Below are 17,681 nucleotides of genomic sequence, written 5' to 3'. Positions count from 1 at the left end.
TTGGACTGAACGCGCGTTTCACCCCGCATCCCGCTTCACGATCCACTCGTGCGCCGGATCGTTCTTGAAATGCCAAACGCGCTGCGGGCCGGCCATCACGTTCAGGTAGTACGAGTCGTATCCGTACGGCACGACGACGGGGTGATAGCCGCGCGGCACCATGACGACGTCGTGGTCCTCGACAGCCATCGATTCGTCGATGTCGCGCGCATCGGTATAGACGCGCTGGAACGCGAAGCCTTGGGGCGGATCGAGCCGATGGTAGTACGTCTCTTCGAGCGCGCTTTCGAGTGGAATCCGATCGGCGTCGTGCTTGTGCGGCGGATAGCTCGACGCGTGGCCGCTCGGCGTGCGCACTTCGACGACGAGCAGGGATTCGGCCGGATCGGCCTGTGGAAGAATGTCGCAGACGTAGCGCGTATTTGCGCCTTTGCCTCGCACCGAGCGCTTCATCTGCGACGGCTCGATGAGACGAGTCGGGTAGCGGCCTTGCGCCGGCGCGCTCGCGACGCCGAGTTCGGCATCGCGCTCCGCGCGTACGGTCGCCCGGACGTTCGGCGGCACGTAGAGCGCGTACGGGGCGGTGTCCTCGAAGACGCTGTCGCGCGAGCCGATGCTCGTATAGCGCGCGCCGTCGGCCTCGATCGTCACGGCGCCCGACAGCACGACGATGCACGACTCGCGTGTGCCTTCATGAACATAGAGCACTTCGTCTTGCTCGAGCCGATAGGCGGCGAAGCCGACGTAACGCCACGCGGCCGTCTCCGGGGTCACGCGCGCGATCGTCATGCCCTCGCGCTGGGCTTTTACGAGTAGGCTCATGCGATTTCCTTCGCGCCCGCGGGCGCAATCGCCGCGTCGACGAGCGAGCGCAGCGTCCGATAGCCGAGCTGCGCATACTCGAAGCTCGGCGCGACGGCCGGATCTTGTTCGGCTTCGACGACGAGCCAGCCGCGATACCCGTGGCGCTTCAAGCCTGCGATTACGGCCGGGAAGTCCACCGCGCCGTCGCCGGGCACCGTGAACGCACCATTGATCACGGCTTCGAGGAAGCTCCAATCGCGATTGCGCGCGAGCTTGACGACGTGGGGCCGCACGTCCTTGCAATGTACGTGACAGATACGCGGCGCATAGGCTTCGAGTGTGACCAGCGGGTCGCCGCCCGCGAACGTAATATGGCCCGTGTCGAGCAGCAGCCCCACCGCATCGCTCGTGCGTCGCATCAGATTGTCGAGGTCGGCCGGCGTCTCGACGTAGGCGCCCATGTGGTGATGGTAGGCCACGCGCACGCCCCGCGAGAGCGTGTAGCGCGCGAAGCGGTCGAGGCGTTCTGCATAGGCGTCCCATTGCGCTTCCGTGAAAAAGCGGGGGCGCTGATAGAGCGGCACGGGCGAGCCTTGGATCGTTTGGGCGACTTCGCCGTACACCATGACGTTCGCGCCGTTTTTCGCGAGCAGTTCGAGATGGGGGCCGACGGCCTCGATCTCCTGCTCGGCGCTGCGCTCGGCCAGGCGCCCCGAGTACCAGCCCGAGACGAGCGCCAGCTCGTATTGCGCGAGCAGCGCCTTGAGCGCTTGCGGTTCGCGCGGAAATTTGTTGCCGAGCTCGAACCCTTCGTAGCCGATCGCACGGCCCTCGGTCAGCGCGGTGGCGAGCGGCGTTTCCCCGCCGAGCGAGGGCAGGTCGTCGTTCATCCACGAGAGCGGGTTGACGCCGATGCGCACTTGAAAATCGGTCATGCTGCGTTCCTTTGTTCGCTTGGGTATTGCGATTCGATGTTGGCGTCAGCGGCCGTGGCCGTCGTTGTCGCTTTCGTTGCCGTTGCCTATGGGTCGGCCGCTGCGTTCGGCGAGCCGCGCTTCATAGGCGGCGCGCGCATTGCGCACGGCCTCGCGCGTCGACACTTCGGGTATGGCCACCTCCCACCACCAGCCGCCGTCGTCGGTGGTACGGGCCGGGTCCGTGTCGATGACGATCACCGACGTGCGCTCGGCCGCGCGTGCGCGCACGAGCGCCGCTTCGAGCGCGCCGACGTCGGCCGCGTGCTCGGCATGGGCGCCGAGCGAACGGGCATGCGCGGCGAAATCGATCTTCGGTGCGCCGAGCGGGCCTTGCAGGCAATCGTCGAGCAGATTGTTGAACGGGGCGCCGCCGCAGGCTTGCTGCAGGCGATTGATGCAGCCGTAGCCGCGATTGTCGAGGACGACGACGATGAGTTTCGCGCCGAGCATGACTGACGTTGCGATCTCGCTGTTCAGCATCAGGTAGCTGCCGTCGCCGACGAACACGATCACCTCGCGCTCGGGCCGCGCGAGTTTCGCGCCTAGGCCGCCCGCGATCTCATAGCCCATGCAGGAATAGCCGTACTCGACGTGATAGCCGCCGGGACGCCCCGCGCGCCAAAGCTTGTGCAACTCCGCCGGTAGCGTGCCGGCCGCGCAGACGGCGATGTCGGTGTCGGGCGAGCGCGCGCCCGAGCGCTGCACGGCGCCGATGACGTCAGCGTCGTAGGGCAGGGCCCCAGCCGGTTGCGTCGCCGGCTCGCCGTGCGCGTGCGTGCGCGCCAGTGTCGTTTCGCGCCAGGCACCGCAGAGCGTGCGGGCGCGCTGCGTCCAAGCAGGGCTCGCCTGCCATCCGCCGAGCCGCTCGCTCAGCGCGTCAAGCGCGGCGCGTGCGTCACCGAGGATCGTCGTCGCGTGAAGCTTGAGCGCGTCGAAAGCATTGGCGTTGATGCCGATGACGTGCGCTTGCGCAAACAGCGTGTTGGAGCCCGTCGTGAAGTCTTGCAGGCGCGTGCCGACGGCGATCACGCAGTCGGCTTCGTGCGCCAGCGCATTGGCCGCGCTCGCGCCCGTTACGCCGACGGCACCCGCATTGAGCGGATGATCCCACGGCAACGCGCCTTTGCCCGCTTGCGTTTCGCCGACGGCGATGCCGTGCCGCTCGGCGAACCTGCGCAGCGCATCGAAGCCGCCGCCGCTGTACAGGACGCCGCCGCCCGCGATGACGACGGGCCGCGAGGCGCGGCGCAGCGCCTCGAGCGCGGCGTCGAGTTCGTCCTCGCTCGGGGGCGGCGCATGAAAGCGCACGATGCGTGGTTCGAAGAAGGCGCGCGGATAATCGTAGGCCATCGCTTGCACGTCCTGCGGCAGCGCGAGCGTAACGGGGCCGGCCAGTGCCGCATCGGTCAGCACGCGAATGGCGCGCGGCAACGCGCTGAGCAATTGCGCCGGATGCACGATGCGATCGAAGTAGCGCGAGACGGGCTTGAGCGTATCGTTCGCCGAGACCCCGCCGTCATGGAAGTCTTCGACTTGCTGCAGGACCGGGTCGGGCGCGCGCGAAACGAAGATGTCGCCGGGCAGAAGCAGCACGGGCAGGCGATTGACGTGCGCGAGCGCCGCGGCCGTGACGAGATTGGTCGCGCCGGGCCCGATCGAGGTCGTCACGGCCATCATGCGGCGCCGAAAGTGCGCTTTCGCGTAGGCGATCGCGCTGTGCGCCATGGCCTGCTCGTTGTGGGCGCGATACGTGGGCAGCACGTCGCGATGCTGATAGAGCGCCTCGCCGAGGCCTGCGACGTTGCCGTGGCCGAAGATCGCAAATACGCCGCCGAACAGCGGCACCGTCGATACGCCGTCTTCGTCCACGACATGCTGCGCGGCCAGATAGCGCACGAGCGCTTGTGCGGCGGTCAATCGAATCGTCGACGCTTCCGTCTCGCCGGCATTGCCGGCATCGCGCACGGCCGGGTTCATCGTCGTTGCCTCGGCGCCGACGTTCGTCAGGTTCGTTACATTCACCACGTTCATCAAGCCGCCTCCCGCCGCGTCGAGCGCGGCTGCGTCGCGGCGCCGCCGTCGGCCCGCGCCGCTCGCCAGGCGACGATCAACGTCTCGAACGTCGCCCGCACGTTCGCGATGAGCCCAGCGTTATCGATCTCGCCGGCAAGCCAAGCGCGGCTCGGTTCGTGGAAGATCGTGCGGCCGACGGTGAAGCCTTTGCACGTGCGCGATGCGGCCGCCGCGCGAAAGCCTTCGCTGAGCACGTCGACGCCGGCCGACAGCCCCAGCAGCACGACGCCGCGGCAGTAGGGATCGCGCTCGGCGATGAGCGCGTCGATCGTTTGCCACTGCTCGGCCTGCATCGGCGCGAGTTTCCACCATTCCGGCTGGATGCCGAGGTTGTAGAGTCGTTTGAGCGCGCGCAAGACGGTGTCGGGCGCCGCGCTTTGCGTGTCCCGCTTGGGCGGGATGACTTCGAGCAGCAGCGCGTGCCCGCTTGCCTGCACGGCGTCGTAGAGGGCGCGCAGCTGGGCTTCCTGTTCGACGCGTTCGTCGATCGGCGCATCGGGGTGATAGTGCACGAGACATTTGACGACATGCTCGCGCGGCCAAGCGACCAGCGCCGTGCCGACCGAGCGCCCGTGCTGAAACACGAGCGGCAGCGAACCCGGCAGTTCGACAGGCCGCCCGATCCACCAGCCGCGGCCGGTGGCCGCATTGAGGGCGTCTTGGCCGTAGCGATCGTCGATGAGCACGCCGACGCGCCCTTGCAACGATAGCGCCTCTTCGGTCTGCGCAACGGCATCGACGAATAGCCGCTTGAGTTCGGCGATGCGCGTCTCGCTCGCGCCGGTTTGCTGGGCGAGTTCGAAGAATTGATTGCGGTGATCGAACGCGAACCCGAGCACTTCGTCGTGCTCGGAGCGCTTGACGCTCACGCGATGCAGCCGCGCGAGCTGGGTGTCGAGATCGGGCCGCCGCATCCGCGCCGGATCGGTCGCGAGCGCAGCACGCAGGTAGTCGAGCTCGGCCGGCGTCGGCATCGCCGGTGCGCAGCCGTGACGCGACACCACGAGCGCACCGCAGAGATTGGCCGTCTGTGCGCAGCGCCCGAGCGGCGCGTCGCGCAGCCATTCGGAGAGGAAGCCCGAGGCGAACGCATCGCCCGCGCCGAGCACGTTCAATACGTCGACCTCCATGCCGTGCTCGGTCGGCGCTTCGTCGATCGAGGCCGGTACCTTGCCTTCGATGATCGTGCAGCCGAGCGGGCCGCGCTTGACGACGAGCGTGGCCGGCGTGACGGCACGCACCATCGCGAGCGCATCGATGAGTTCGTGCTTGCCGCCGGCGATGCGAAATTCTTCCTCCGTGCCGATGACGAGATCGAACAGCGGCATGATACGTTGCAGATGCGCGGTTACGCTTTCGTTGGCGATGAAGCGCGTCTCGCCGTCGGCCTTGCCCGTGAGCCCCCACAGCACGGGGCGATAATCGATGTCGAGCACGGTTCGCACTTGATTGCGCCGCGCATATTCGAGCGCGCGACGGCTCGCGCGGTTCACGCGCTCGGTCGAAAAATGCGTGCCCGTGATCAAGAGCGCCTTGCTCGACGCGATGAACGCTTCGTCGAAGTCGTTTTCGTCGATCGCCATGTCGGCGCAGTTCTCGCGATGGAACACGAGCGGGAACGTGTCGCGGTCTTTGATGCCGAGCAGCACGAGCGCGGTGAGGCGGTCGACGTCGATGCGCGTGTGACTGACGTCGCAGCCTTCGCGCTCGAGCGTTTCGGTCAGAAAGCGCCCCATGTGGTCGTTGCCGACGCGCGCGAGCATGGCCGACGCGAGCCCGAGGCGCGCGCAGCCGAACGCAATGTTCGCCGACGAGCCGCCGAGATACTTGGCGAAGCTCGTGACGTCTTCCAGACGCGCGCCGATTTGCTGCGCGTAGAGGTCGGCCGCGAGGCGGCCGAGGCAAATGATGTCGCGCACGCGCCCCGGCGCGAAGCGGCTGGCGGTGAGGTTCGAAGTGGGAGAGGCAGCCATGAAAGGAATCCTGAATGAGCGTCGTGAACTGCGTTAGATCGTTGCACCGTCGAGCTCGGCAATCATCTTTTGCATCTCCGCACCGCCGGCCATCATGTCGAGCACGGCGTCCTTGCTGATCGTGTCTTTCGTGAACGTGCCCATCGAGCGGCCGCGATTGAGCAGCGTGAACGAATCGCCGATCGGGTAGGCGTGGTGCACGTTGTGCGTGATGAAGATGACGGAGATGCCGCGCTCGCGCGCTTTGTGGATGAGCTTGAGCACGTTGAAGCTTTGCTTGACGCCGAGCGCGGCCGTCGGCTCGTCGAGGATCAATACGCGCGCGCCGAAATGAATCGCGCGTGCGATCGCCAGGCACTGGCGCTCGCCGCCCGACATCGTGCCGATCGGCTGATGCGCATCGCGCACGTGAATCCCCATTTCGGCGAGCTTTTCGCGGGCCGTCGTCGCAGCCGTCTCGATATCGAGAACGTTTAGGAGTCCGAATAATTTGCGATTGGGCTCGCGACCCATGAAGAAGTTGCGCGCGACCGAGAGCAACGGCACGAGCGCAAGATCCTGATAGACGGTGGCGATGCCCAGATCGAGCGCATCCTTGGGTGAGGCGAATTGCACCGGTTGGCCATCGACCAAGTACTGGCCTTCGCTTGGCTGATGCACGCCGGCCAGCGTCTTGATCAGCGTCGACTTGCCGGCACCGTTGTCGCCGAGCAGGCAATGCACCTCGCCGCGCCGCAGCCGCAGCGTGACGTCTTTGAGGGCGATCACGCTGCCGAAATAGCGGCTCACGTTTTCGAGCGCGAGGATGTAATCGGCGTTCTGGTCTTGCGTGGGGGGAGTGGAATTCATCGTGTCCTCCGTCGATCAGCGCGACGCCGCAACTCGGCTGCGCACGTAGTGGTTGAAGAGCACGGCGAACAGCAGCATCAGGCCGAGGAAGACGCGGAACCAGTCGGAATCGATGCTCGTGTACGTGATGCCGATCTGCACGACACCGAAGATCAGCGAGCCGAAGCAAGCGCCGATGACCGAGCCGTAGCCGCCCGTGAGCAGCGTGCCGCCGATGACGGCCGCGATGATCGCTTCGAATTCCTTTTGCAGGCCGCGGTCGGCGGCGGCCGAGCCGATGTCACACACTTGCAGCACGGCGAAGAGGCACGCGCAGAACGCGGTGAGCACGAACAGGCGGATCTTCACGCGCCGCACGGGCACGCCGACGTTCTTGGCGGCGTTCGCATCGCCGCCGACGGCGAAGATCCAGTTGCCGAAACGCGTCTTGGCGAGTGTGAATGCGCAGACGGCCGCCAGCACGAGCCACCAGACGATCACTTTCGGCACGCCCGGCACGAGCGGCTCGCCCGAGTCGAGCATTTTGAGCAGGCCCACGTGCCCGAACCAGCGGAACAGGCCATGGAACGCCACGCCTTGAAAGAGCACGTGCGCGAAGGCGCTTTTCGCGGCGACGTCGCCCACGCCCGAGATGATCGTGCGGTCGGCGAACATGACCGATAGCGCCAGTGTCAAGCCGCGCAGGATGAACATGAACGCGAGCGTGACGATGAACGAGGGCAGCTTCGTGCGGATGACGAGGTAGCCGTTGATCGCGCCGAGCAGCATCGAGCCCACGAACGCGAATACGATCGCGAGCGCGATGGGCCAGTGAAAGTACATCGTCGGCAGCGCGACCATCATGCCCGCGAAGCCGATCATCGAACCGATCGACAGATCGAACTCGCCGGCAATCATCAGCAGACAGGCGCCGACTGAGATGAGGCCGAGATAGGCCGCCACCTGCGACCAGTTCATGATGCCGTCGAGATTGAACATGCCGGAGTCGCCGGCTCCGATCGCAAAGACGAGGAACACCATGACGGTGCCCGCGAGCGAGGCGAACTCCGGGCGGCTCAAGAACTGCTTGAGCCGCGATTCGCGGCGCACGCGCTCGTCGGACGAGATGGCTGAGCTCGCCGAGCTGTTCGAACTGGCCGAGGTAGCCGAGTCGGCCAGTTCGGTCGGGTTGGTCTCGCGCGGGTTCGCTTGCCCGTGCTTGCGTAAGTTGTTGGCGTGGAAGTGATCGGCGACGCCCATCGAATGTCTCCTTGGGGCGCGGCGCGAACCGTCAGGGGAAAGCGGTTCGCGCCGCGCTGTCATGCTGGATAGCTGGATTGCAAAAGCCGCTGGCTAACGCGCGAGCGATGGGCGCTCGCGAGAATCAGCGGTACTGCCCCGCGTATTTCACGACTTTGTCGACGTTGGCCTTGGTGATGAAACCCGGACCGGACAGGATCGTGTCGGGCTGGTAGACGGGCTGGAGGCCGTAGGTTTCAAGCCGTTTTTGGAACTTCGGATTGTGTTGCAGCGCTTTCTCGATCTTCAAAGGATCGCGCGTGTGGTCCTGCGTGACGATCGCGAGGACGGCAACGGCCAAATAGCCTTGCAGATACGGCTGCTGATCGATCGCGAATTGGATCGTGCCGTCTTTGATCGCTTTGGCGATGTCGTTGTCGAAATCGAACGTCGCGAACCAGATCTTGCCGGCGAGGCCCATGCCCTTCAACGCGGCGATCGTGGGATCGGCCGACAGCGGCCCCAGCGCGAGCACCGCCTGCGTATTCGGGTGGTTGCGCAGATAGGCTTCCACCTTCGCTTTGACGCCGGTCGGGTCTTGACCCGCATCGAGCGTCGACGACTTGAAGTCGACGCCGAGCGCCTCGGCAAAGCCGCGGCAGCGTTCGAACGAAGCCGGGTTGGTCGCATAGTGGTTCACGCACAGGAACGACTTGATGCCTGCGGCCTTGGCCTTTTCGCCGGCCGCGTGGCCCGCCACGTATTCGGGCTGGCCGATGTGCATGATCGCGCCGAGCTGCTTGCTCTGCTCGAGCGTGCCCGAGTTGATCGTCACGAGCGGGATCTTCTTGTCCGTGACTTTCTGGATCGAGCTCTTGAGCACGTCGAAATCGGCGATCGTCGTGGCCACGCCGTCATAGTTGTGCGCCGCCGCCTGTTCGATGAGCCGAGCCATGTCCGACAAATCGCCGTTCGGCGGATTGCGGTAGTCGGTCTGAACGTTGAAATCTTCGTCGGCCTGCTTGATCGCGTTCTTGATCGTGTTCCACCAGGAATCGGAATCGGGCGCGTGGCTGATCAGCACGAAGTGGGGTTCGGCCGCATGGGCCGACGTGACCGCGAACGGACCGAACGCGAATGCGAGCGCGGAAGTGACCGCCGCGGCGAACGTCCTCAGGGCGGCCTTGCGGGTGCAAAGTCTCATGTGTCTCCACCTATTCGAAGTTATGTCGTTGGGAGCGACGCACAAGACCGGCGGCGCCGCTCACGAAACAGAGTAGGCGAAGTCGCTCGTGATTGCAAAGAAAATTTCATTGCAAATAGAAATGGAAAATTCATTCCATTTTGATTCTGGCGTGCCTATAATCGCCATCGTCGGGACGGGCTGCCGATGCCCCCGTTGCGCCCTGCGGCGACGGCCGGCGCAGCGGCGCCCCGTACCCGTTTAAAAAGGACAAGAGCCATGCAGGAAGACACCACCGACGAGCTGCCGAGCGTCGACGAGCTCATGCAGCGCGTCGCCGACGCCTACGATTCGCTGCCGCGGCAATTGAAGAGCGTTGCGTCGTATCTCGAGCAGCATCGTTCGAGCGTGATGATGGATCGCACGAGCGACATCGCCGCCAGTTGCGGCGTGCATCCGTCGGCCGTCGTGCGGTTCGCGCAGCGCTTCGGGTTCTCGGGGTTTTCGGATCTGCAGGAGGTGTTCAAGCAGGCGTACGCCGGCCAGAGCCCGTCGGGGCAGACCTATAAGCAGCGCATTCGCAAGCTGATCGACGAAAAGCCGGGACGCTTGTCGGGCGGCAACGTCGCCCGTGAATTCGTCGCAGCCTGCCGCAACGGCCTCGACGAGCTCGAAACCACGCTCGACGACGAGCAGTTCGAGGCGGCCGTCTCGATGCTCCAGCATGCGGAGAACATCTACGTGATCGGCGTGCGGCGCTCGTTCGCGGTGGCGAGCTACATCGTCTATGCCTTGCAGCACACGGCCAAGCGCGTCCATCTCATCTCGGGCTTCGGCGGCATGTTCCGCGAGCAGATCCGCAGCGTGAAGAAGGGCGACGTCGTCATCGCCATCAGCTTCGAGCCGTACGGGCGCGAGACGCAATACTGCTTGCGCATCGCCCATCATCATCAAGCGCAGACGCTCGTCATCACCGACAGCCGTCTGTCGCCGCTCGCGCGGTACGCCACCGCGCAATTGTTCGTCAAGGAAGGCAGCGCGTTCGCGTTTCGCGCGCTGACCAGCACGATTTGCCTGTGCCAGGCGCTGTTCGTCGCGCTTGCGTACCGGCTCGAGTTGACCGTTGAAGAATCCAAGGACACCGGAGGATACGATGACTAGCAATAACAGCAAAACCGGCGCGATCGACGTTGCCGTATTCGGCGCGGGCCGCATCGGCCGCATTCACGCGGGCAATCTCGCCCGCCATCCCGGCGCGCGGCTCAAGTACGTCGTCGACGTCGATCGCGTTGCGGCCGCCGAGCTGGCGGCGCAGTACGGCGCGATGGTGGTCGAGGCCGACGTGGCGCTGGCCGACAAAACCGTCGGCGCCAGCGTGATCTGCTCGAGCACCGATACGCATGCCGATCTCATCGAACGCTCGGCCGCCGCCGGCAAGCATATCTTCTGCGAGAAGCCTGTCGATCTCGCACTCGAACGCGCACGGGCATGCGCGCGCGCCGTCGAGGCTGCGGGCGTCGTCTGCATGATCGGCTTCCAGCGTCGCTTCGATCCGACCTTCGCCGCCGTCAAGGCGCGGCTCGATGCGGGCGAGATCGGCACGCCGGAGATGCTCGTCGTCACGAGCCGCGATCCCGGTGCGCCGCCCGTGGAGTACATCCGCCGCTCGGGCGGCATCTTCAAGGACATGCTGATACACGACTTCGACATCTTCCGCTGGATTCTCGACGACGAAGCGCAAACCGTCCACGCGAGCGGCAGTTGCTTGACGGACCCGGCCATTCTCGATGCCGGCGACATCGATTCGACGGCCGTCACGATCCGCACGAAGCGCGGACGCCTGTGCCAAATCAACACCTCGCGCCGTGCCGCCTATGGCTACGACCAACGCTTCGAAGTGCTCGGCAGCGGCGGTATGTTGCAGGCGGGCAACGTGCGGCCGACCGAAGTCGTCGCCTATACCGCGGGCGCGGTGTCGAGCGATCTGCCCGAGGCGTTCTTCCTCGAACGCTATCGCGCCGCCTATGCGAGCGAGGTCGCGCATTTCTTCGATGCCGTGACGCAGAACGCGCCGATCCGCACGACGATCGCCGACGGCGTGAAGGCGCTCGAGTTGGCCGAAGCCGCGACGCGCTCATGGCACGAAGGGCGGGTCGTCAGTTTGGGCGAGTAGGGCGAGTCTGGCGGATAAACGTCAAGGAGCGAGACAGTGACTGCAATGGCAAAGCGCGGGCCGGTCAGGATCGGCATCGCCGGATTGGGCCGCCTCGGCAAGCGGCATGCGACGAATTTGGCGTACAGGGTGCCGGGCGCGGTGTTGGCGGCGGCATGCAGCCCTGTCGACGAAGAACTCGAATGGGCTCGCGAGACATTGCCGGAGCCGCGGCTCTATTCGGACTACGAAGCATTGCTGGCCGATCGCGAGCTCGATGCGCTCTGGCTCGTCACGCCGTCATCGCTGCATGCCGAGCAGATCGCCCAGGCATTGCGCGCGGGCAAGCACGTCTTCTGCGAAAAACCGCTCTCGCTCGACGTGGCCGAATGCGAGCGCGTGCTAGGCGTGGCGCGCGAGTATCCGCATTTGGAGGCGACGATCGGCTTCATGCGCCGCTTCGATCCGAGCTATCGCGACGCCTACGAACAGGCGGCGGCGGGCAGGATCGGCAGGCCGTTCATGGTGCGCTCGCAAACGACCGACCAGAACGATCCCGACGGCTTCTTCGTGCGTTTCGCGCCGACCTCGGGCGGTATCTTTCTCGATTGCACCGTGCACGACATCGACGTTGCGCGCTGGTTCTTCGGCGGTGCACGTGCCACGCGCGCGTTTGCGACGGGCACGATCGCCATGCATGAAGGGTTGCGCGAGTTTGGCGATGTCGACAACGGCGTGGGCGTCGTCGAATTCGAGGGTGGGCGGCTTGCGGTTTTCTATGCCTCGCGCACGATGGCGCATGGCAACGACACGCATAGCGAAGTGATCGGCACGGGCGGGGCGCTCACGATCGGCCACAACCCGCGCAAGAATCGGGTCGAGATCTACGAGGCGGGCGGGGTGCGCAGCGAAAGCACGCCGACGTTCTTCGATCGTTTCGAAGACGCGTTTCTGCACGAGGCGCGAGCGTTCGTGCAGGCCGTGGCGGCCCGCATGGCCGGCGCATCGCCCGCGACGGCGGTCGGGGCGACGTTGGCCGATGCGCTCGAGGCGACGCGCATCGGCAAGGCGCTGCGCGAGGCGTGCACGAGCGGATTGCCGGTGACGCTGTAGGTGTTGGCACGTGCGGAGCCGGTCGCACGCTCGACCGGCTTCGCGCGTTATCGTAGCCAGCGAACGCATGAGCTCACGGGTGGACCTGCGCGCCCGCTTTAAAGCCACTCGGGCCGACGTCGTCGTCCAAGAACGCATCGATGCCGGCGATCTGGTCCGGCGTGAGTTCGGCATTGCCGTTCTTGTCGTGATGATAGATGTCGAGCTCTTTGAAGTAGGTGGCGATGTAGTCCGCGACACTGCCGTTCTTGACCGTCTTCATCCAGTCGATCATGTCGGCGTTCGTCTTGCCTTTCGCGCGAAAATAAGCGGTTATGGCGGGCCCTGCGCTCGTTGCGCCGAGCGTGCCGTTCATCATATGCCGCGCGAATGGCTCGGCGAGATTGGATGGCACGCCCTGCACCTCGAGATACTTCGTCACCGAATCGCCTTGATGAACGATGTCGTCCTGGTTCGCGAGAAACTGGATGCTCGCGGCGCCGATGTTGATGACGAAGCCCGCGCCGGTCCAGCCGTCGGCCGTCAGGTTCGCGAACGTTGCGCCGGCGATGTCGTCGAGGCCGGTCGTGCCGGCCCCTTGGATCATCGAGCGCGCGAAGTAGGTGCCCAGGTCTGCCGTGCCGGCCAGTCCGTAAGCAACGTCGTGCGCGGGGTTGGTCGTGCTGTCGTTCATGATCTGCGGGATGAGCCCCAACCATGCGACGGCAGCACCGGCCAGGTCGCCGGTGCCGCTCAGTGCCGTCTTGAGGGCCGCTGACGTCATTTGCTTGCCCGCGTCGGACATGCTCGATGCCATCACCTTTTCGAGCGCCGCTTCGAGTATTCTGCGCTGGGGCGTCGCGGCCGCGTGGGTGGCCGTCAAACCGAACAGGCTCGACTTCCAACTGGGCGCGACGAAATTCATCAACTGCGAGACGCTGAATATGCTGTAGAGCGCGGCGAAGCCGTCGTTGTCGTACGTCGAGAGTCTGGCCGCCCACTTGCTTCCGGTCGACTGCTGCGCCGCGCTCGCGGCCACGAGGGAGTTGCCGTAAAAAAGCCCCGCCATGAAGCCGGACACGGCGCGCGGCACGAGGCCGGCTCCCCCCGTCTCGGCCGTGCCGAATAGGGTGTTCAGCAGGCTCGATCCGCTGCTGGACGCCTCCGAACTCGACGCCTCCGACTCAGCCTCGCTCAGCACAGCCGATGGGTCGTTGGGCGTCGCCGAACTCGGCAACCCCGACTTAGCCAATTGTTGCGAGAAGAATTTGACCGAGCCCGTGGCTACGCGCGACTGCCACCAGAACTGTGTGATCGGAACCTGCGATGCCTGGGTTTTCGCCGTGTCGAAGCCCGCGGCTTTGGCGAACGAGTCGACCGTGCTCGTCACGCTGTTCGAATTGGACGTCCACCAGCTATTGAGGCCGATCGGAGAGTCGAAACCTTGGCCGCTGAGGGCTTTGCCATAGCGGCTCAACACGCCCTCGAACTTGGCGTAGTACTGAAGGGCCTTCGCCTGGCTGTTGGCGATATCGGTCAGGTCACCGGCGAGGGGTCCCTTTTCAAGCGCTTGTACGGTCGTATTCTTTTGGTTCGCGTTTTGCAAGCCGCCCCATTCGGTCGGGCCCAGCACGACCGGTACGAACGCCTTCGCCGCCTTCGTTTGCAGCGGCTGCAGATTCGTGCCGGTGTAGGCATCGATGCCGCCGGCCAGCGCCGCGTCGCCGGCTTTCGCGAAGAGCACGTTGCCGGTGGCGTTGCCTTGTGCCGCGAGCGCGGCGGGCAGCGCCGCGCTGCCGTCCATCCCTAGGCCATCCACGAGCCAATCGACGAGCAGCGAGCCGTGCTCGACCATCGTGTCGCCGGGCATTGAATCGCCCTTGTCGATCGCGTCTATCAAGTAGCCGGCCATCTTGTCGACGGTGTTTTTGCCCTCCGACATACCGAGCGAGGGATTGTCGCTGTCGAACGTGCTCTGCATCGCAAACGAAAAATCGATCACTGTTTTGCCCAGCGAGGTCGTGTTCTTGCCATATTGATGCAGCTCATCGCCGATCGCGCTGGTGATCTTGCGCATGATGTCCTGCACCTGCGGGGAAGCCGCGATTTGCGCGACGCTCGCCGGCAGCTTCGTGCTCGGGTCCAGCTCGACGCGCAGTTGATGGGCGGCGGCTGCCGCCGCAGTCGCCGCGGCGTTGTTGCCGCCTTTGGCGTAGGCGTTGTTATAGGCGCTGACAATGCGTTGCTCGGGTTCGCTCACGAGAAGCTGCTGCTCGGCGGCATTCATGGCCTTCGTGACGAGCGACGCGTTCTGCGTGCCGAGATAAGTGACATAGACGCCGACCCGTCCGCGGATCGCCGTGTCCGCTTGTGCCGCGTCGCCGCCCGTGCTGCTGAGCGTTGCTTGGCCCACGCCCACCAGTTGTTTCTGCATGTCGGCCGTCAACTGCTGCACGTTGCCCGACTTCGCATCGCTGATGATCTGCCCGAGTTGATCGGGCGTGCGTCCCCACGTTGTGAGTTCCGCATTCACATTGTCGACTGCCGTGGCGACTGCGCTTGCGAATTGAGAATCGTTGGGCGCGCGCTGCTCGATGATGCCGGCGATCCGATTGAGATCGGCTTGCGTGGGCGCCGGCGTGCCGAGCGTCGCATACTCGATTTCGCTTTGCACGGGCGCCACGACGGCATCGAACGCCGCTTCGCGGTCCTCCGGGGTGTACAGCTTCAGCAGGGGCCCGCGTATCGAATCGTAGTTTTGCAATGCGGTGCGTTCCGCGGAGAGGAAGTCGAGCCGCTTGCCGTCGAGCACGGTGACCGTCGAACCTGGCTGGATGTCGTTGACCGCGTTCGCCGGATTGGCAGGGCGATTGCCGAATGCGCTCGGATCCAGCCACGGCGTTGCGGGCAAGTTTTTCGCGACGGTCGTATTGGGGTTGGTCGCGTTCGCGAATAGGCCCAGTTGCTGATAGATGGACCAAATCGTATCGCCGGGCTGAACCGTGACTTGGTTGTCGGACGTCGCATCGTTCGACGGCAGCGGGGCGATTGCGGGAGCCTTGGGCGATGGGGGCGATGCGGCCGAGGTTGCCGGCGCCGTCTTATCGCTCGCCGTACCGGCCGACGCAGGCTTGGCCGGTGGCGGTGGCGTTTGCGGGGACGTGACCGGCTGCAGCGGCGCAAAGCCGCCGTCGGCAAGTTCGATTCTTTGCATGGGATACTCCACGAGCATGGCGTTTGACGGAGCCATTCGACGAGCCGGGCCGGGCCGTGAGATTTCTGTCGGCTTACCGAAAGCGCAAGTTCATGAAGTATTCATCGCCGATTCGGCGTGAGGTGAGGTTGCACTCGTAGTGCAACCAGAATCGAACGCGCATTTTCTGTGCGGCGACTAGTCAATGTCCGTATTGCGTGCGTGGCGGGAGGAGGGCGGTCGGCGCGCTGCGGTAAAATTCGTTTCTTTGCGCTCGAAGTGGTCGAGCGGCGCCGCGTTTTCGAATGCGAGACGTCGACGGCCGGCCGGGCGCTTCACAGGAAGGCCAATTGCCGATGGACATTCATAAGGAAGTCGATGCACGCGGATTGAACTGTCCGCTGCCGATTCTGCGAGCGAAGAAGGCGCTGGCCGATATGCAAAGCGGCCAGATTCTGAAAGTGCTGGCGACGGATCCAGGCTCGCAGCGCGATTTTGCCGCGTTCGCCAAGCAAACGGGCAACGAAATCGTCGAAAGCTCGACGCAAGACAAGACGTTCGTCTTTCTGATGCGTCGCCGCTAAGCCACGTCTATTAAGCCCCCTCGATAAGCCACGCCGCTACCGCGGCACGGCGCATGCTCGACCGCTGCTTGGTCGGTCGATGCACGGCGCCATTCTCTTCCCTCCGAGTCCCCATCCAGCGCGGTGGTTTCGTCCGACCAACGCGCTCGATCCGATGAGGCTTAAGCGCCGGTTCGAATGTTTCGCACGCACGGCTCAAGTGCGCGCCGCGCATGTCGCAGACCTGCCTGTGCACGTGCGCGCCGCCGCGCGGGTTGGTAGCGAATCGACCGCGAGCATGCGCGACTGCGCAAACGTGTGCGCAACCGGGTAGCCGTTTCGTTCTCGTCGCGAAACGGACGCTCGGCCCCGATCGACAAGAGGACATTAGACAATGAAGAATTGGATTGGCGCCGTTGCCGCGGGTTTCGTCCTGGCGGCAGGTTCGCCCGCATCTGGACTTCGACGTGCCGCCGGCGATCGTGGCCGAAGCCGGCCAAGCGAACGTCGACGCCGAAGAGCAGCAACTACAGAGCAAGATCGATCGCTACCGCGTCTACCCGAGCGTGAAGGTGGGTGTGACCTACCGCTTCTGATTCGACGATCGCGCGCAACGGAGCCGACGTAGACGTATACGTCGGTGCCGACGCAGAGGTAGACGGACTGCGTCGGCTATCGTCCTCGTCAGCTATCCATCACCGGCGCGCGCGTGCGCAGATAGTGCTCGAAGTCTTCGGCCACTTCCGCATGGCGCAGCGCGAACTCGACGGTCGCCTTCAGATAGCCGAGCTTGCTGCCGCAGTCGAAACGGGTGCCGTGATACTTGTAGGCGAGCACTTGCTCGTCGCCGAGCAGCGACTGGATGCCGTCCGTGAGCTGAATCTCGCCGCCCGCGCCCGGCTTGAGCGCGCGCAGATGATCGAAGATGCGCGGCTTGAGCACATAGCGGCCCACGACGCCGAGGTTCGACGGCGCCACTTCGGGTGCCGGCTTTTCGACGATGCCCGACATCTTGATGATGGCGTCTTCCCACTCCTTGCCGTCGACGATGCCGTACGAACGCGTCTCTTGCCGCGGAATCTCTTCGACCCCGATCACCGAGCTGTGATAGTGATCGAAGACGTCGATCATCTGCTTCATGACGGGCGGCTCGGCATAGAGCAAGTCGTCCGCGAGGATGACCGCGAACGGATTGTCGCCGACGAGCTTCTCCGCGCACAGCACGGCATGGCCTAGCCCGAGCGCCTCGGGCTGACGCACGTAGAAGCAATCGACGTGGCTCGGCTTGATGCTGCGTACGAGCTCGAGCAGCTTCTCCTTGCCGCGCGCCTCGAGCTCCGCTTCGATCTCATAGGACTTATCGAAGTGATCTTCGATCGCGCGCTTGCTGCGGCCCGTGACGAAGATCATTTCGGTGATGCCGGCGGCCATCGCTTCTTCGACGGCGTATTGAATCAACGGCTTGTCGACGATCGGCAGCATCTCCTTGGGGCTGGCCTTCGTGGCAGGAAGAAAGCGCGTGCCGAGGCCCGCAACGGGAAAGACTGCCTTAGTGACTTTTAGCATGGCATTACCCTAATTCTCGAGTACTGTGGGACCACGTG

Annotated in this window: 14 protein-coding genes; 5 read left to right on the top strand and 9 right to left on the bottom strand. The window is 64.8% G+C overall.

The window, feature by feature from the left end:
• Positions 1 to 18 precede the first annotated feature (18 nt).
• From iolB to J3485_RS11910, 7 genes are all read right to left on the bottom strand, one after another.
• Positions 19 to 822 carry a 5-deoxy-glucuronate isomerase gene (gene iolB, locus J3485_RS11940; protein WP_206952661.1) on the bottom strand — a complete coding sequence of 268 codons (804 nt, stop codon included), beginning with the start codon at positions 820 to 822 and terminating at the stop codon, positions 19 to 21.
• Complete coding sequence (gene iolE, locus J3485_RS11935) at positions 819 to 1,739, bottom strand: myo-inosose-2 dehydratase (protein WP_206952660.1); 921 nt, start codon at positions 1,737 to 1,739, stop codon at positions 819 to 821. Before iolE ends, iolB begins: the two co-directional genes overlap by 4 nt.
• Positions 1,740 to 1,784: 45 nt before the next feature.
• Positions 1,785 to 3,758: a 3D-(3,5/4)-trihydroxycyclohexane-1,2-dione acylhydrolase (decyclizing) gene (gene iolD, locus J3485_RS11930; protein WP_206955776.1), complete on the bottom strand. Its 1,974-nt coding sequence runs from the start codon at positions 3,756 to 3,758 to the stop codon at positions 1,785 to 1,787.
• 53 nt (positions 3,759 to 3,811) lie between these two features.
• On the bottom strand, positions 3,812 to 5,827 hold the full coding sequence (locus tag J3485_RS11925) for a bifunctional 5-dehydro-2-deoxygluconokinase/5-dehydro-2-deoxyphosphogluconate aldolase (RefSeq protein ID WP_206952659.1): 2,016 nt from the start codon (positions 5,825 to 5,827) through the stop codon (positions 3,812 to 3,814).
• 33 nt (positions 5,828 to 5,860) lie between these two features.
• Complete coding sequence (locus J3485_RS11920; protein ID WP_206952658.1) at positions 5,861 to 6,676, bottom strand: ATP-binding cassette domain-containing protein; 816 nt, start codon at positions 6,674 to 6,676, stop codon at positions 5,861 to 5,863.
• Between the two features lie 15 nt (positions 6,677 to 6,691).
• Positions 6,692 to 7,915 (bottom strand): ABC transporter permease, encoded by a 1,224-nt coding sequence (locus tag J3485_RS11915; protein ID WP_206952657.1) that lies wholly within the window; start codon positions 7,913 to 7,915, stop codon positions 6,692 to 6,694.
• Between the two features lie 124 nt (positions 7,916 to 8,039).
• Positions 8,040 to 9,098 carry a sugar ABC transporter substrate-binding protein gene (locus J3485_RS11910; RefSeq protein WP_206952656.1) on the bottom strand — a complete coding sequence of 353 codons (1,059 nt, stop codon included), beginning with the start codon at positions 9,096 to 9,098 and terminating at the stop codon, positions 8,040 to 8,042.
• Positions 9,099 to 9,356: 258 nt separating this feature from the next.
• Between J3485_RS11910 and J3485_RS11905 the strand changes: the two genes are divergently transcribed.
• From J3485_RS11905 to J3485_RS11895, 3 genes are read left to right on the top strand one after another with little or no spacing between them, the layout of a single operon-like run.
• Positions 9,357 to 10,238 (top strand): MurR/RpiR family transcriptional regulator, encoded by an 882-nt coding sequence (locus J3485_RS11905; RefSeq protein ID WP_206952655.1) that lies wholly within the window; start codon positions 9,357 to 9,359, stop codon positions 10,236 to 10,238.
• The gene (iolG, locus tag J3485_RS11900; protein WP_206952654.1) at positions 10,231 to 11,250 is read left to right on the top strand and encodes an inositol 2-dehydrogenase; all 1,020 of its coding nucleotides are present in this window, start codon (positions 10,231 to 10,233) and stop codon (positions 11,248 to 11,250) included. Before J3485_RS11905 ends, iolG begins: the two co-directional genes overlap by 8 nt.
• 45 nt (positions 11,251 to 11,295) lie before the next feature.
• A complete protein-coding gene (locus J3485_RS11895; RefSeq protein WP_206955775.1) occupies positions 11,296 to 12,342 on the top strand; it encodes a Gfo/Idh/MocA family oxidoreductase in 1,047 nt (348 codons plus the stop codon).
• 73 nt (positions 12,343 to 12,415) lie between these two features.
• On the opposite strand, the gene J3485_RS11890 is transcribed toward J3485_RS11895, so the two are convergent.
• Positions 12,416 to 15,535, bottom strand: a complete 3,120-nt coding sequence (locus tag J3485_RS11890; RefSeq protein WP_206952653.1) for a type IV pilus assembly protein FimV — start codon at positions 15,533 to 15,535, stop codon at positions 12,416 to 12,418.
• A 335-nt stretch (positions 15,536 to 15,870) separates the two neighbouring features.
• Here J3485_RS11890 and J3485_RS11885 point away from each other — a divergent pair, with 335 nt between their 5' ends.
• Together J3485_RS11885 and J3485_RS11880 are read left to right on the top strand one after the other, a co-directional pair.
• Positions 15,871 to 16,098: a sulfurtransferase TusA family protein gene (locus tag J3485_RS11885; protein WP_206955774.1), complete on the top strand. Its 228-nt coding sequence runs from the start codon at positions 15,871 to 15,873 to the stop codon at positions 16,096 to 16,098.
• A 395-nt stretch (positions 16,099 to 16,493) separates the two neighbouring features.
• Positions 16,494 to 16,673: a hypothetical protein gene (locus tag J3485_RS11880; protein ID WP_206952652.1), complete on the top strand. Its 180-nt coding sequence runs from the start codon at positions 16,494 to 16,496 to the stop codon at positions 16,671 to 16,673.
• 88 nt (positions 16,674 to 16,761) lie between these two features.
• Here J3485_RS11880 and galU read toward each other — a convergent pair whose 3' ends face one another.
• Positions 16,762 to 17,643 (bottom strand): UTP--glucose-1-phosphate uridylyltransferase GalU, encoded by an 882-nt coding sequence (galU, locus tag J3485_RS11875; RefSeq protein ID WP_206952651.1) that lies wholly within the window; start codon positions 17,641 to 17,643, stop codon positions 16,762 to 16,764.
• Between the last annotated feature and the right edge of the window lie 38 nt (positions 17,644 to 17,681).

Source organism: Trinickia acidisoli (genome assembly GCF_017315725.1).
GTDB lineage: Bacteria > Pseudomonadota > Gammaproteobacteria > Burkholderiales > Burkholderiaceae > Trinickia > Trinickia acidisoli.
Note: the sequence above shows the minus strand (reverse complement) of the source record. Positions and strands in the feature narration are given on the sequence as shown.